The 13,900-nt window shown below is 73.7% G+C and carries 14 protein-coding genes; 10 read left to right on the plus strand and 4 right to left on the minus strand.

What is annotated here, in order from left to right; all coding sequences use genetic code 11:
- Window positions 1-27 precede the first annotated feature (27 nt).
- Entirely contained in the window at window positions 28-1,224 is a 1,197-nt protein-coding gene (locus tag ACIBEC_RS32310) for an MFS transporter (RefSeq protein WP_360495676.1), read from the plus strand.
- Between the two features lie 27 nt (window positions 1,225-1,251).
- On the opposite strand, the gene ACIBEC_RS32315 is transcribed toward ACIBEC_RS32310, so the two are convergent.
- Complete coding sequence (locus ACIBEC_RS32315; protein ID WP_360495674.1) at window positions 1,252-1,773, minus strand: hypothetical protein; 522 nt, start codon at window positions 1,771-1,773, stop codon at window positions 1,252-1,254.
- Window positions 1,774-1,887: 114 nt separating this feature from the next.
- On the opposite strand from ACIBEC_RS32315, the gene ACIBEC_RS32320 reads away from it, so the two are divergent.
- The 5 genes from ACIBEC_RS32320 to ACIBEC_RS32340 all read left to right on the plus strand — a co-directional run bounded on the left by ACIBEC_RS32320 (window position 1,888) and on the right by ACIBEC_RS32340 (window position 6,115).
- Window positions 1,888-3,084 (plus strand): acetoin utilization protein AcuC, encoded by a 1,197-nt coding sequence (locus ACIBEC_RS32320; RefSeq protein WP_360495671.1) that lies wholly within the window; start codon window positions 1,888-1,890, stop codon window positions 3,082-3,084.
- A 246-nt stretch (window positions 3,085-3,330) separates the two neighbouring features.
- The gene (locus ACIBEC_RS32325) at window positions 3,331-3,540 is read left to right on the plus strand and encodes a helix-turn-helix domain-containing protein (RefSeq protein WP_360495668.1); all 210 of its coding nucleotides are present in this window, start codon (window positions 3,331-3,333) and stop codon (window positions 3,538-3,540) included.
- 199 nt (window positions 3,541-3,739) lie between these two features.
- Window positions 3,740-3,838: a 30S ribosomal protein bS22 gene (locus ACIBEC_RS32330; RefSeq protein WP_003948845.1), complete on the plus strand. Its 99-nt coding sequence runs from the start codon at window positions 3,740-3,742 to the stop codon at window positions 3,836-3,838.
- A 149-nt stretch (window positions 3,839-3,987) separates the two neighbouring features.
- On the plus strand, window positions 3,988-5,094 hold the full coding sequence (locus ACIBEC_RS32335; RefSeq protein WP_360496075.1) for an NAD-dependent epimerase/dehydratase family protein: 1,107 nt from the start codon (window positions 3,988-3,990) through the stop codon (window positions 5,092-5,094).
- A 7-nt stretch (window positions 5,095-5,101) separates the two neighbouring features.
- Window positions 5,102-6,115: a lysophospholipid acyltransferase family protein gene (locus ACIBEC_RS32340; RefSeq protein ID WP_360495665.1), complete on the plus strand. Its 1,014-nt coding sequence runs from the start codon at window positions 5,102-5,104 to the stop codon at window positions 6,113-6,115.
- Window positions 6,116-6,209: 94 nt separating this feature from the next.
- On the opposite strand, the gene ACIBEC_RS32345 is transcribed toward ACIBEC_RS32340, so the two are convergent.
- The 3 genes from ACIBEC_RS32345 to ACIBEC_RS32355 form a co-directional block, all read right to left on the minus strand.
- Window positions 6,210-7,502 carry a DUF5667 domain-containing protein gene (locus ACIBEC_RS32345; RefSeq protein WP_360495662.1) on the minus strand — a complete coding sequence of 431 codons (1,293 nt, stop codon included), beginning with the start codon at window positions 7,500-7,502 and terminating at the stop codon, window positions 6,210-6,212.
- A gap of 270 nt (window positions 7,503-7,772) precedes the next feature.
- Window positions 7,773-8,543: an ECF subfamily RNA polymerase sigma factor, BldN family gene (locus ACIBEC_RS32350; protein ID WP_396289559.1), complete on the minus strand. Its 771-nt coding sequence runs from the start codon at window positions 8,541-8,543 to the stop codon at window positions 7,773-7,775.
- Between the two features lie 637 nt (window positions 8,544-9,180).
- Entirely contained in the window at window positions 9,181-10,203 is a 1,023-nt protein-coding gene (locus ACIBEC_RS32355) for an HAD family hydrolase (RefSeq protein ID WP_396289530.1), read from the minus strand.
- Between the two features lie 112 nt (window positions 10,204-10,315).
- Here ACIBEC_RS32355 and ACIBEC_RS32360 point away from each other — a divergent pair, with 112 nt between their 5' ends.
- From ACIBEC_RS32360 to ACIBEC_RS32375, 4 genes are all read left to right on the plus strand, one after another.
- Window positions 10,316-10,591: a glutaredoxin family protein gene (locus ACIBEC_RS32360; RefSeq protein WP_360495653.1), complete on the plus strand. Its 276-nt coding sequence runs from the start codon at window positions 10,316-10,318 to the stop codon at window positions 10,589-10,591.
- Between the two features lie 164 nt (window positions 10,592-10,755).
- The gene (locus tag ACIBEC_RS32365) at window positions 10,756-11,502 is read left to right on the plus strand and encodes a 3'-5' exonuclease (protein ID WP_360495650.1); all 747 of its coding nucleotides are present in this window, start codon (window positions 10,756-10,758) and stop codon (window positions 11,500-11,502) included.
- 101 nt (window positions 11,503-11,603) lie between these two features.
- Window positions 11,604-12,506: a redox-sensing transcriptional repressor Rex gene (locus tag ACIBEC_RS32370; RefSeq protein WP_360495647.1), complete on the plus strand. Its 903-nt coding sequence runs from the start codon at window positions 11,604-11,606 to the stop codon at window positions 12,504-12,506.
- A 25-nt stretch (window positions 12,507-12,531) separates the two neighbouring features.
- Window positions 12,532-13,872 carry a glutamyl-tRNA reductase gene (locus ACIBEC_RS32375; protein ID WP_360495644.1) on the plus strand — a complete coding sequence of 447 codons (1,341 nt, stop codon included), beginning with the start codon at window positions 12,532-12,534 and terminating at the stop codon, window positions 13,870-13,872.
- Window positions 13,873-13,900 lie beyond the last annotated feature (28 nt).

The following is a 13,900-nucleotide window of genomic DNA, read 5'->3' on the forward strand; positions in this document are numbered from 1 at the left end:
CGCCGGGAGGCCCGTGTGGAGGTCCGTATGAGTGCTGCGCCGTCCGCGGTCCCGCCCGGCCTGCGGGTGGGGCGGGCCGCACTCGCCGTCAGCTTCCTGCTGCAGGGCACCACCTTCGCGCTGCTGGTCACCTGTATCCCGGAGCTGCAGCACCGGTACGGGCTGAGCGACGGGCTGCTGCCGGTCTTCCTGGCCGCCGTGCCGATCCTGGCCGGGGTCGGCTCGATCACCTCCGAGCAGCTGGTGAAGCGCACCGGCGCGCGGGCCGTGCTGCGGGTGGTCCAACCCGCCGTCTGCCTCAGCCTGGCGGCGGCCGGGCTCGGTGACACGCTGTGGCAACTCGCCCTCGCGCTGGGGGCGTTCGGGCTGCTGGTGGGGGCACTGGACGCCAGTATGAACATGCTCGGGGTGGGCCTGCAGCACCGCTACGGTCGCTCGATCATGATCGGCTTCCATGCCGCGTTCAGCCTGGGCGGCATCGTCGGCGCGGCCCTGGCGGGCCTCGGCTCGCACTACGACCTCGGGCTGCCGGTGCTGTTCGGCACGGCCGCCGTGGTGATCGCCCCGCTCGCGGTGGTCACCGGCACCAGCTTCGCGGGCCCGGCCGAACTCGGCGACGCCGTCCGGGAGGCCGCCGAGGCCGCCGCCCGGTCCATCCCCTGGCGGCCGCTGCTGCCGCTCTGCCTGGCGATGGCCTTCGCGTACATCGCCGACGCCTCGGTCTCCAACTACAGCGTCAAGTACCTCACCGACGGCCTGGGCAGCCGCGAGGACCTCGCCAAGCTCTCCTACCTCGGCTACATGGTTGCGATGCTGCTCGGCCGCGCTCTGGGCGACCGCGCGGTGCAGCGCTTCGGCGCCGTCCTGGTGGTCCGCGCGGGTGCGGCGCTGGCCGCGCTCGGTTTCGGGGTGGCCGCAGTGGCGCCCGCCGCCTGGGCGGGCATCGCCGGGTTCACCGTGCTCGGCTTCGGCATCTGCGCGATCATTCCGCAGGTCTTCGCGGCCGGCGGCCGGCTCTTCCCGGCCGACTCGGACGCCGCGGTGGCCCGGCTCAACCTCTTCAACTACGTGGGTTTCCTGATCGGTTCGCCGCTGGTCGGGGCGATCGCCGACGCGAGCTCCTACCGCTGGGCGCTGCTGGCCCCGATGCTGCTGGTGCTCGCCGTCCTGCCGCTGGCGGACCGCTTCGCCCCGGCACCGGCGCTGGCCCCCGCCGCCGCGTGACGACGGGGGCCGTTGGCGGGAGGGGGGTCAGCTGATCACGGTCTGCAGCTCGGGCAGCCCGGAGAGCGAGCCGCCCTCCCGGACGTCGGTCGGACTGCCCACCTGGCCGAACTCGTAGTAGAGGTAGGTCGCCCAGTTCACCGTGTAGGGCCCGGCGCCCCACGACGGGGTGTCGGCGATCTTGACGGTGAGCGTGACGGTCCTGGTCGCTCCCGGCGCGATCGGCGCGTTGAAGTGGAAGTTGGCGCCGTTCCCGCTGATCACGCAGTCGACCGTGTCCCCGGTGCAGCTCGTGACGGTGAAGGCGCCGCTGGTGTTGGCGGGCCAGGTCGGCGAGATGGTCTCGTAGGCGAAGTAGATGTCGCTGGTCTCGGTGTTGGTGAGGGACAGCGTCAGGGTCAGCTGGTCACCGGCCTTCGCGGTCGACTTGTCGACGGCGAAAGCGGGTCCGCTGACCGCGGCGGAGGCCGGCTGGGCGGCAAAGAACAGGCCAAGTCCCAGTATTGCAGCGAGAATTACCCCAAGGCGTTGCACGCTGAATGGCTTCATGGCGGAGAGGATAGGGAGCCGGATAGCTTTTGTCTGTACCGCCTCAACAAGGCGCTTCCGCCCCGGCGCGCCCTGGCGGCGGCCCGGCCACCGCCACCCGCTACGGTGGAGGCCATGCCCGACGCCGAGCGTGACACCCCCTGCGGCCTGCACCTCTTCTGGGACGAGGCCGTCACCGCCTACGACTTCGGCCCCGGCCACCCGATGGACCCGACCCGGCTGGCGCTCACCATGCGTCTGGTCGAGGCCCTCGGGCTGGACGGCGGTCCCGGGGTGACCGTCCGGTCCGGGCCGGCCGCCGGCGAGTCCACCCTCCAGCTGGTGCACACCCGGGAGTACGTCGAGGCGGTCAAGCACGCCGCCGCCCACCCCGACCGGACCGACCCCCGGCACGGCCTCGGCACCGACGACAACTGGTCCTTCCCCGCGATCCACTCGGCCTCCGCGCTGATCGCCGGCCAGTCGGTGGCCGCCGCCGAGGCGGTCTGGCGCGGCGAGACCCCGCACGCCGTCAACTTCGCCGGCGGACTGCACCACGCGATGCCCGGCAAGGCCTCCGGTTTCTGCATCTACAACGACCCCGCGCTGGCCATCGCCCGGCTGCTCGAGCTCGGCGCCGAGCGGGTCGCCTACGTCGACGTGGACGTCCACCACGGCGACGGCGTCCAGGAGGCCTTCTGGAACGACCCCCGGGTGCTCACCGTCTCCCTGCACGAGCACCCCGCCACGCTCTTCCCGCAGACCGGCTGGCCGATGGAGACCGGCGGCCCGGACGCCCCCGGCTCCGCCGCCAACCTGCCGCTGCCGGCCGGCACCGGCGACGCCGGCTGGCTGCGCGCCTTCCACGCCCTGGTGCCCGACCTGCTCGACGCCTTCCGGCCGCAGGTCCTGGTCACCCAGCACGGCGCCGACACCCATGTGGAGGACCCGCTCGCCCACCTCGCCGTCACCGTGGACGCCCAGCGGCTGATCGCCGAGGAGCTGCACGACCTCGCCCACCGCCACGCCGACGGCCGCTGGGTGGCCACCGGCGGGGGCGGCTACGCGGTGGTCGACGTCGTCCCGCGCACCTGGACCCACCTGGTCGCCACCGCCGCCGGACGACCCGTCGACCCCGCCACCGAGACCCCCGAGTCCTGGCGCGGCGAGGTCTACCGCCGTACCCGCCGCCCGGCCCCGCTGCGGATGACCGACGGCGCCCGCCCGGCCTGGCGCGACTTCGACGCGGGTTACGATCCGGCCGACCGGCTCGATCAGGCCATCCTCGCGAGCCGCCGCGCGGTGTTCCCCCACCACGGTCTGCTGGCCTGAACCCGCCGCCCCGGCCGGCAGCGAGGGCGCACCGGCCGCCCGCCCGCCGGGCCGTGCGTACGCCGACCCGTGCGATCCGCCGAGTGGCTACGTACTGCAACAGTCCTATCTCTCACCGTACGAGGACTGCACCTCCCCTCTTCCCACTGGTACCACCCATAACTACTCTGGGGATACACGTGTGCCGGTGGAGTCACCGGAGGGGAAGCCGGTGCCTTGCACACGGGTAAGGGTCGGGTGATGGTCATGAGTTCCCTGGAGCGTCCCCTGCAGGAAGTCGTCTTCCTGACCGTGGCGGAGGTCGCTGCGGTCATGCGGGTGTCCAAGATGACGGTGTACCGGTTGGTGCACAGCGGAGAACTGCCGGCCATCCGGGTCGGACGGTCCTTCCGGGTGCCCCAGCAGGCGGTGCACGAGTACCTCAAGGAGTCGTACGTGCGGCTCGAGAGCGCGTAGGACCGGGCCGGCGGGGGCGGGTCCGCAGCCGCGGGCCCACCCCCGTTCGTCCCCGTTCGCCCTGGATTTCCCGCGAGTTTCCCGGCTACCGGGAGCGGGATTACGGCCTTCGCGCCATGGACGGTAGGCTAGGCCCTCACGTCAGTCGTATGGACTCCGTCTCTCACGGACGAGAGTCTCAGTGAGCGAGGGTTGTTCCGTGGGCTCTGTCATCAAGAAGCGTCGCAAGCGTATGGCCAAGAAGAAGCACCGCAAGCTTCTCAAGCGCACTCGCGTTCAGCGTCGCAACAAGAAGTAAGCGCCCCCGGCCGCGCCCAGCGCGTCCAGCGCTTCCACCGCCCGCCCTGGCCCTCGTGGCCCGGGCGGGCGGTGTCGTTTCCCGGCCCGGCAGGGCGGCGCGGTACGGTGCACGCAGGCCGCTCGGGTCGAGGAATGGGGTGCAGCACCGTGGGCGTGGTCGTGCTCGTCACCGGCGTGGCGCGCCGTCTCGGTGCCCGCTTCGCCGCCGAGGTCCGTCGCCGTCCGGGCGTGGACCTGGTCGTCGGCGTGGACGTGCAGCCGCCCCGGGCGCCGGCCGAGGAGCCGGCCGGCCCGGCCGCCCCGTACCGCTTCCACCAGCTCGACCTGCGGCGCCCGGCGCTCGCCCGGGTGCTTGCCGAGCACCGGGTGGACACCGTCGTGCACCTCAGCGTCAGCGCCACCGGCCTGGGCTCCACCAACCGCTCCGCGGTGAAGGAGTCCAACGTCATCGGCACCATGCAGCTGCTCGGCGCCTGCCAGAAGGCACCCGGGGTGCGCCGGCTGGTGGTGAAGTCGACCACCGGCGTGTACGGCTCCGCGCCCCGTGACCCGGCGGTGTTCAGCGAGCGGATCCAGCCGAAGGACCCGCCCGGCGGCGGCTTCGCCAAGGACGCGGCGGAGGTCGAGGGGTACGTCCGGGGCTTCGCCCGGCGCCGCCCTGACGTCGCGGTGACGGTGCTGCGCTTCGCCAACATCGTCGGTCCGAACGCGGACACCCCGCTCGGCGAGTACTTCGCGCTCCCGGTGCTGCCGACCGTCCTCGGCTACGACCCGCGGCTGCAGTTCGTCCACGAGGACGACGCCGTCGCCGTGCTCTGCCGGGCCGTGGGCGAGCCCGAACCGGGCACCGTCAACACCGGGACCTTCAACGTGGCGGGGGAGGGCGTCCTGCTGCTCTCCCAGTGCGCCCGCCGGCTCGGCCGGCCCACCTTGCCGCTGCTGCTGCCCGCGGTCAGCTGGATGGCCGTCCTGGCCCGGCAGACCCGGCTGGTGGACGTCTCGCCGGAGCAACTGCGGCTGCTCACCCACGGCCGGGTGGTGGACACCACACGGCTGCGCGAGACCTTCGGCTACCGCCCGGCGTTCACCACCCCCGAGGCCTTCGCCGACTTCGCCGCCGCCCGGGGCCCGGGCCTGCTGCCGCCCGGGCGGCTGGCCGCCGTCACCGACCGGCTGACCGCCCTGCTCAGCCCGGAAGGGGCGGCCGCCGCCGCCTCCGCCGTACCGAACCGCCCCCGCCGACCGAGGAGCTGAACCCGCGATGAGTGCCGCAGCCGAGAACGCGTCGGGCGAGGCCAAGGTCATCCCGATCGAGTCTGCCCCCAGCTGGTCCGAGCCCGACGGCCCGGGCCCCGGCCTGGCCGACCGGCTCGCCGGGGCCGTCGGCGGGGCGCTGTCCGGGCCGCTCGGCCCGGCGGCCACCCGGCTGTTCGGCAAGGGCTGGGAGGGCCGCGCCGCCGAGGGGCTGGCCTTCCTGCGCCGCCGGGTCACCGGCGACTACGAGGTGGACGAGTTCGGCTTCGACCGGGAGCTCACCGAGGAGGTGCTGCTCGCGCTGCTGCGCCCACTGGCCGAGAAGTACTTCCGGATCGACGTCCAGGGCGCGGAGAACATCCCGGCCGAGGGCGGCGCGCTGATCGTCGCCAACCATTCCGGGACGATCCCGCTGGACGCGCTGATGACCCAGGTGGCCATCCACGACCACCACCCGAACCGGCGGCACCTGCGGATGCTCGCCGCCGACCTGGTCTTCGTGCTGCCCGGCATCAACGAGCTGGCCCGCAAGGCCGGCCACACGCTGGCCTGCAACGAGGACGCCCAGGCGCTGCTGGAGCGCGGCGAGGTGGTCGGGGTCTGGCCGGAGGGCTTCAAGGGCATCGGCAAGCCCTTCTCCGAGCGCTACAAGCTCCAGCGCTTCGGCCGGGGCGGCTTCGTTGCCTCGGCGCTGCGGGCGCGGGTGCCGATCGTGCCGTGCTCGATCGTCGGGGCGGAGGAGACCTACCCGATGATCGGCAACGTGAAGACGCTGGCCCGGCTGCTGGGCCTGCCGTACGTGCCGATCACGCCGACCTTCCCCTGGCTGGGCCCGCTGGGGATGCTGCCGCTGCCGACCAAGTGGACGATCCGATTCGGCGAGCCGATCGCCACCGACGGGTACCCGTCGGAGGCGGCGGACGACCCGATGCTGGTCTTCGACCTGGCCGACGAGGTGCGCGAGACCATCCAGCACACGCTCTACCAGCTGCTGATGCAGCGCCGCTCGGTGTTCTTCTGACCGTCCGTACCAGCGCGGGGGTGCGGCAGCGCACGAGCGTACGGAGCGGGCCCGGCGGATATCGCACTCCGCCGGGCCCGCCGCACAACCCCGGTCAGCCGCCGAGGATCCGCAACCCGGGCAGCAGGCCCGGGACCAGTGGGGGCACCTCGACGCCCTGCTGCCGGGCCTCGTCCGGGACTCCGGGCGTGCCGGACGGCTTCGGCGCCGGCGGCGGGGCCGCGTCGGGGTTCGGCGAGGGCTTGGCGCCCGTGAGCCCGCCGGTGAGGTCGCCGACCAGCCCGTTGACGGCGTCCGGGGCGCTGGTGGGCAGGGTGCTCGGCAGGCCGGCGCCCTTGCCGCCGCTGCCGCCGGTCGCGCCGGCGCCGGGGTTGGCCGGGGCGTGTTCGGTGGCACCGGGACGGTTGCCGCCGCTGCCCGGGGCCTGGCCGCCGCCCTGGGTCGCGCCGGAGCCGTCGGCCGGGGTACCGGCGGGGGAGCCGCCGGTCCGGTCGGAGGAGCCGCCCGCCCCGGAGCCTGCCGTGCCACCGCTGTTGGCGGGGGGCTGGGCCAGGCGCAGGGGCGCGACGTCCTCGCTTATGTCGTCGAAGAGCTGGTTCACCAGGGAGGCCTGCTGGGTGAGTTGCACGGGCAGCTTGCCCTGCAGCTCGGTCCAGCGGCCGTCCTCGTCCTGGGCGAAGCCGGCCAGCGCGCGCATCGGCTCGAGCGAGCCGTTGCTGCGGTAGACCGAGCGCAGCAGCTCGCGGCCCTTGAGGGCGTCGGCGTGCATGTCGTCCAGGGCGTGGCGGACCTGCTCGACGGTGCCCGGGCTGAGCCCGCCGGCCGGGCCGGTGCGGCCGACCAGGACCTTCGCCTCGCCGAGCCGGGTGGCGGCGTTGTCGAGCAGCAGCTCGCCGCGCTCCGAATCGGAGCCCGCGAAGTCCAGTCGGAGCCCTTCGAGGCCGCGCTTCAGCCCGTACAGCGTGTCGCCGGGTACGGAGCCGGTGCTCGCGGCGGCGGCACCGGCCAGGCTGCCGACGGCGAGCCCGGCCACGAGTCCGCCGATCGCGAACCGGCGGCTCCAGCGGCCGCGTGGCGCGCTCCGGATCGCCCGGTGGCGGCGCTGGCGGGGCACCGCGGCCCCCGGTCCGCCGGCGAAGGCCTGTTCGAACGCGGCCATCAGCTGGGCGCGTTGGACCGTCCGGATCTCGCGGTCCAGCACCGGTCCGGGCAGCGCTTCCAGTGCGTCGGTCAGGCCGACCAGTTCGGCCATCGCGGCCGAACCGGGGCCGGTACCTGCGGCGTTGGCCGATTCCGCGTCGGTTGCAGCGCGTTGCTCCGTCCGGTGGGCCTCCAGCACCTCGGCGAAGGCCTTCGCCCGCCGGTGCTCCAGCACGTTTGCCGTCACGGGCCACACCTCCCTTCGTCGTTGTCGACACCCCGGCCTGCCGGACGGTTGCCCCGGCTGGCCAAAGCCACTCCATCGGGTGACAGGTCACAATTCGGCTTGACCGTACGCCTGGTGGAGGCTTGCACTCTGGCCAACGATCGGTGCGGGCGGTCGGTTACGCACGGCTGATCATCGGATCGACCGTTCACTCTGACGTGTCGATCGGGTGCGGACGGTGACGGCCGGCCGGGCGACGCCCCGGCTGTGTCCCCCTCGGTCACGACAGGCTCACCGCGCGTCGGGCGGGAGCAGCCGGGCCAGGGTGCGGACGGCGCGGTACTGGAGGGTCTTGATGGCGCCCTCGTTCTTGCCCATGATCCTGGCCGTCTCGGCGACCGAGAGCCCCTGCAGGAAGCGCAACGTGACGCACTCCTGCTGCTGCGGGTTGAGCCGGCGCACGGCGTCCAGCAGGGCGGCGTTGGAGAGCGACTCCAGCACCGACTCCTCGGGGCTGCGCTCGCACTCGTTGGAGTCGAGCATCTCGCCGGTGGTGACCTCCAGCCGGAAGCGGCTGGACTTGAAGTGGTCGGCGACCAGGTTGCGGGCGATGGTGACCAGCCAGGCGCCGAAGTCGCGGCCCTGCCAGGTGAAGGTGCCGATCCGGCGCAGCGCGCGCAGGAACGTCTCGCTGGTGAGGTCCTCGGCCGTGGCCCGGCTGCCTACCCGGTAGTAGATGTAGCGGTACACGGTGTCCGCGTAGTGGTCGTAGAGCCGGCCGAAGGCCTCGCTCTCGCCGGCCTGGGCCCGCTCGACCAGCTCCATGATCGGGTTGTGCTCGGTCTCGTAGCCGGGGCCGGTCGTGGTCCGGGCGCGGCCGCGGCCGACGCCGGTGCTGCCGGTGCGGCCGCGCGAACCGGTGCCCGTCGAGCCGGTGCCGGTCGAGCCGGCGGCGGTGGTGCGCAGGGCCAGGCCGGGGCCGTGCGGGTGGTTGAACGATCCGCCGGCGGGTGCGAGTTGGGGCGAGGCGGCGAGCTGGCTGCGGAGCAGGTTGCGCAGCATGTCCAGACCGGTGGAGATCTGCCGCTCGGCGGTCGGACGGCTGCGGTGGCCGGTACGGGGGCGCAGGGGCGCGGACGACGGGCGGGAGGGTGCAGGCGCGTCGTTCCGGACGGGTGGGTACACGGGACTCCCAGAGGCAGAACTGTGGACGGATCACCTCCGCCTGCGCGGAGAGCACTCCCCGAAGCATCCGTTCGAACGGGACGCGTGGGTGACGTGCATCCAGGAGAGAATAACGCTTTGTGCAATGACAGCTACACCGTGTGGTTGAAGTGGTCGTTTGGGATCCATTTGTTGCGCATATTCGGCTGACACTGACCGGAGCTGTCATCGTTCATCCGGCTCAACGTGATCGAACAGGCGCCCAGGGTGACCAATTCGGCGGCCTGGCGGGCGGTTTCCCAGCCTTGGGGCTCCGCAACCCCTGACTTTCCCGGCCTGGCGAACGATCAGAACCGGTCACCGGCAGACAGGTTCGCACATGGGGCCCGGACTGTCCTGTCACGCACGGGAGTTCGCCCGTACGAGCGGCCAGGTCAGGGCCCTGGTTGACGTCCGGTCACCCGCGCGGGCGAGCCCGTCGGGTGACCTCGCGCAAGCGCGCCTGACGGCTCCGGTGAGGGGATCGGGCGGGAAATCAGGCGTGGCGGCGACGGCGGTACAGCGCCACCCCGGCCGCCGTCGCGCCGGCCAGCACCCCGACTGCGGCCGCCGCCGGCAGCCCCACCCGGGCCGCCTTCCGACCGGTGCGGAAGTCCCGCACCCGCCACCCCTGGGCCCGGGCGTGGCGGCGCAGCGCGCCGTCCGGGTTCACCACGTACGGGTGGCCGACCAGCGAGAGCATCGGGATGTCGTTGGCCGAGTCGCTGTACGCGGCGCAGCGGTCGAGGTCGAGCCGTTCGCGGCGGGCCAGCGCGCCGACGGCGGCGGCCTTGGCCGGGCCGTGCAGCAGGTCGCCGACCAGTCGGCCCGTGTAGTGGCCGTCCCGGGCCTCGGCGACGGTGCCGAGCGCGCCGGTCATGCCGAGCCGCCGGGCGATGATCCGGGCCACCTCCAGCGGGGCGGCGGTGACCAGCCAGACCCGCTGGCCGGCGTCCAGGTGCATCTGGACCAGGGCGCGGGTGCCCGGCCAGATCTTGTCGGCGACGACCTCCTCGAAGATCTGCTCGCAGATCTCCTCCAGGTCGGCGGCGCGCTTGCCGGCGACGATGCCGAGGGCGGTGTTCCGGGCGTCCGAGATGTGGTCCGGGTCCTCGGCGCCGTGCAGCCGGAACCAGGCCTGCTGCCAGGCGAAGCGGGCGATGTCGCGGCGGGTGAGGAAGCCGCGGCGGTAGAGGCCGACGCCGAGGTAGAAGACCGCGGCCCCGCGCAGGATGGTGTTGTCGCAGTCGAAGAAGGCGGCGGCGCGGGGGTCGTCCGGGTCCGGGGTGTGGTTCTCGGTGGGCGTCTGGGGGGTCCTGGGGGCCTTGGGGGCCTTCGCGGGCTTGGCCGTGGCCGGCGCCTCGGCGGTGTCCGGCACGGTCTCCGCCGCGGCGGCCGGGACGGGCTCGGGCTCGGCGCGCAGCGCGGCCTCGGCCGCCTCGGCCGCGGCCTCGCCCGCCAGGGCGCTCCGCTCGCTGGTGGAACGTCTTGCCTGGGTGAGCCTTCGGAGCACGGCCATGGCACCGAGCATAGCCAGCCGGGCGCGGAGCGGCCGTGACGGTGCCGTGCCCGAGAGGTGAACAGCTCCACCGCGCGCGGGGGCGGGTGCGCGGTGGGCGCAGAATGGGGCGGTGAGCCCACTGCTGCGACGTAAGAGCCCCGAGCCCGCGGACCGTACCGTGACCCTGGTCGGCAAGCCCGGCTGCCACCTGTGCGACGAGGCCCGCGAGGTGATCGTCCGGGTGACGGGCGAGCTGGGGGCGTCCTTCGAGGAGAAGGACATCACCCAGGACGAGGAGCTGTACCGCCGCTACTGGGAGCAGATCCCGGTCACCCTGATCGACGGCCGTCAGCACGACTTCTGGCGGGTCGACGAGCGCCGGCTGCGCACGGCCCTGGGCGGCTGACCCGGCCGCCCGCGCGGGCACCGCCGCCCCCGCCACTCGGCGGGGGCGCTTCGCCGAATCGTTGCCAAAGACACTCCGTTTCGGCGTGCGGCGGGGCGGGTTGGTCGGCTTACGATCGAACGCGTTTGCGCCCGAGGGGGGCTGAGCACACGAGGAGTGCCGCCATGCTTCCCGGCCCGACCCCTGCGACACCCGAAACCCCGCCCGGGGCCCGGGGCTTCGCCGTGGTCGACGTGGAGGCGACCGGCCGCAGCCCGTGGCGGCACCGGGTGGTCGAGGTCGCGGTGGTGCTGCTCGACGAGCGGCTGCGCCCCGAGGGGGAGTTCGCCACCCTGCTGGACCCGCTGGGTCCGGTCGGCCCGACCCATGTGCACCGGATACGGCAGTGCGACGTCGAGGGCGCCCCGCGTTTCCGCGAGATCGCCCCGCGGCTGCTGGAGCTGCTGGCCGGCCGGGTGCTGGTCGGCCACCACGTCAGCTGCGACCACGCCTTCCTCGAGCGTGAGTTCGCCCGGATCGGGGTGCCGCTGCCGCCCGTCCCGCTGTTGTGCACGATGCGGCTGGCCGGCGCCCACCTGCCGGAGGCCCGCAGTCACGGCCTGGCGGCCTGCGTGGAGGCGGCGGGCCTCGGCTGGTACCCGGCGCACACCGCGCTGGGCGACGCCCGGGTGACCGCCGAGCTGCTGCGGTACTGCCTGGGCGCCACGTCCTGTCCGCCGGACGACTGGGCGGGCCCGCTGCGCGAGGCGGCCCGGGTGCCCTGGCCCCGGCTGGGCCGGGCCCGCTCCCGCCCGTCCGGCGAGGCCGTCCCGCTGCTGCGCCGGGAGGCGCCGTACGGCCCCTGGCTGCCCGGTTCCCGGGCCCCGGAGGTGGTGCTGACGCAGGCCGGTGCTATGGGTTCGACGGCGTGATGCGCATCACTGTGCGGGGACAAAACGGACACCATCTTTGTGCACACGTTCACAAACGCATAGCCTGGCTGCCAAAGCCCAGCTTCACCCACAGGAGCACCGTGGCAATCGGCCGATCACCACAGAGCAGTTCGCAGACGCCCGACCAGGGCGCCGCGCGCCGACCCTCGCGTGCCCGGGGCATCCCGGAGGCGACCGTCGCCCGCCTGCCCCTCTACCTGCGGGCCCTCACCGCGCTCTCCGAGCGCTCGGTGCCGACCGTCTCCTCCGAGGAGCTGGCCGCGGCGGCCGGCGTGAACTCGGCGAAGCTGCGCAAGGACTTCTCCTACCTCGGCTCGTACGGCACCCGCGGCGTCGGCTACGACGTCGAGTACCTCGTCTACCAGATCTCCCGCGAGCTGGGCCTGACCCAGGACTGGCCGGTCGTCATCGTCGGCATCGGGAACCTCGGCCACGCCCTCGCCAACTACGGCGGCTTCGCCTCCCGAGGCTTCCGGGTGGCCGCCCTGCTCGACGCCGACCCGAACGTGGTCGGCACCAGCGCGGCCGGCCTGCCGGTGCGCCACATGGACGAGCTGGAGTCGATCGTCGAGAGCCAGCACGTCTCCATCGGTGTGATCACCACCCCGCCCGGCGCCGCCCAGCAGGTGTGCGACCGGCTGGTCGAGGCGGGCGTCACCAGCATCCTGAACTTCGCCCCGACCGTGCTGACCGTCCCGGACGGCGTGGACGTGCGCAAGGTGGACCTCTCCATCGAGCTGCAGATCCTGGCCTTCCACGAGCAGCGCAAGGCCGGCGAGGAGCCGGACGACCGCGCCGAGTCGGTCCTCGACCGCGCCCCCGGCCCGGTCCGCGCGGCCGCCGCCAAGCTGCGCCGTGCGGCCGGCGGCAACGGCAAGGGCCGCGGCACCGCCGAGTCGGCGGCCAAGGACCCGGTCGAGCCGGCCAAGGGAAAGTCCGCCAAGGGCGGCGACGGGGATCTCTCCGCGGTGATGCCCGCATGAACACCGAGAGCTGTGGGGGGCGGGCATGAGCCTTCTCGTCGTAGGGCTGAGCCATCGCACGGCCCCGGTCGGGGTGCTGGAGCGCGCCGCGCTGACCGGTGACGTGCCGACCCGGCTGCTGCACGACGCGGCCGCCACCGCGACCGTCGCCGAAGCCGCGCTGCTGAACACCTGCAACCGGATCGAGCTGTACGCGGACGTGGACAAGTTCCACGCCGGCGTCGCCGAGCTGTCGCTGCTGCTGGCCCACCACAGCGGGGTGGACCTGGAGGAGCTGACCTCCCACCTCTACGTCCACTACGAGGACCGCGCCGTCCACCACCTCTTCTCGGTGGCCTGCGGCCTGGACTCGATGGTGGTCGGCGAGGGCCAGATCCTCGGCCAGCTGCGCGACGCCCTGGCCAAGGCCCAGGAGGAGCACACCGCCGGGCGCGGCCTGAACGAGCTGTTCCAGCAGGCGCTGCGGGTCGGCAAGCGGGCGCACAGCGAGACCGGCATCGACAAGGCCGGCCAGTCGCTGGTCACCTTCGGCCTGGAGCAGGTCGCGGCGGGCGCGGGCGAGATCGCCGGCAAGCGCGCGCTGGTGGTCGGCGCCGGCTCGATGAGCTCGCTGGCCGCCGCCACCCTGATCCGCTCCGGCGTGACCGACCTGCTGATCGCCAACCGGACGCCGGCCCGCGCCGAGCGGCTGGTCGAGATCCTCGGCCCGGACGTGGCCCGCACCCTGGACCTCGCCAAGGTGCCGGAGGCGCTGGCCGACGTGGACCTGGTGATCTCCTGCACCGGCGCGGCCGGCGTGGTGGTCAAGGCCGAGGACGTGGCCGCCGCCGTCGCCCTCCGCTCGGCCGCCGAGCCGCTCGCCCTGCTCGACCTGGCCATGCCGCGCGACGTCGACCACGCCGTGCACGAGCTGGACGGCGCCCTGCTGGTCGACCTGGAGAGCCTCTCCCACGCGCACGCCGCCACCCCCGGCGCCGGCGACGTCGACCAGGTCACCCGGATCGTCGCCGACGAGGTGAGCGCCTTCGGCGCCGCCCAGCGGGCCGCCCGGATCGCGCCGACCGTGGTCGCGCTGCGCTCGATGGCCTCCGACGTGGTCGCCGCCGAGCTGGGCCGGCTGGAGTCCCGGCTGCCCGACCTGGACGAGCGCTCCCGCGCCGAGATCGGCCAGACCGTCCGCCGCGTCGTCGACAAGCTGCTGCACGCCCCGACCGTCCGGGTGAAGCAGCTGGCCGCCGAGCCCGGCGGCGCCTCCTACGCGGAGGCACTGCGCGAGCTCTTCGACCTCGACCCGGCGGCCGTGCACGCCGTGTCCGGAACGCCCGTCGGCGGCGCGCCCCAGCCCTCCGCCGGGGGCACCAGATGAACCGTCAGCCATCCCACGAGTACCACCG

Source organism: Kitasatospora sp. NPDC051164 (genome assembly GCF_044455625.1).
In the GTDB taxonomy this organism is placed as follows: Bacteria; Actinomycetota; Actinomycetes; order Streptomycetales; family Streptomycetaceae; genus Kitasatospora.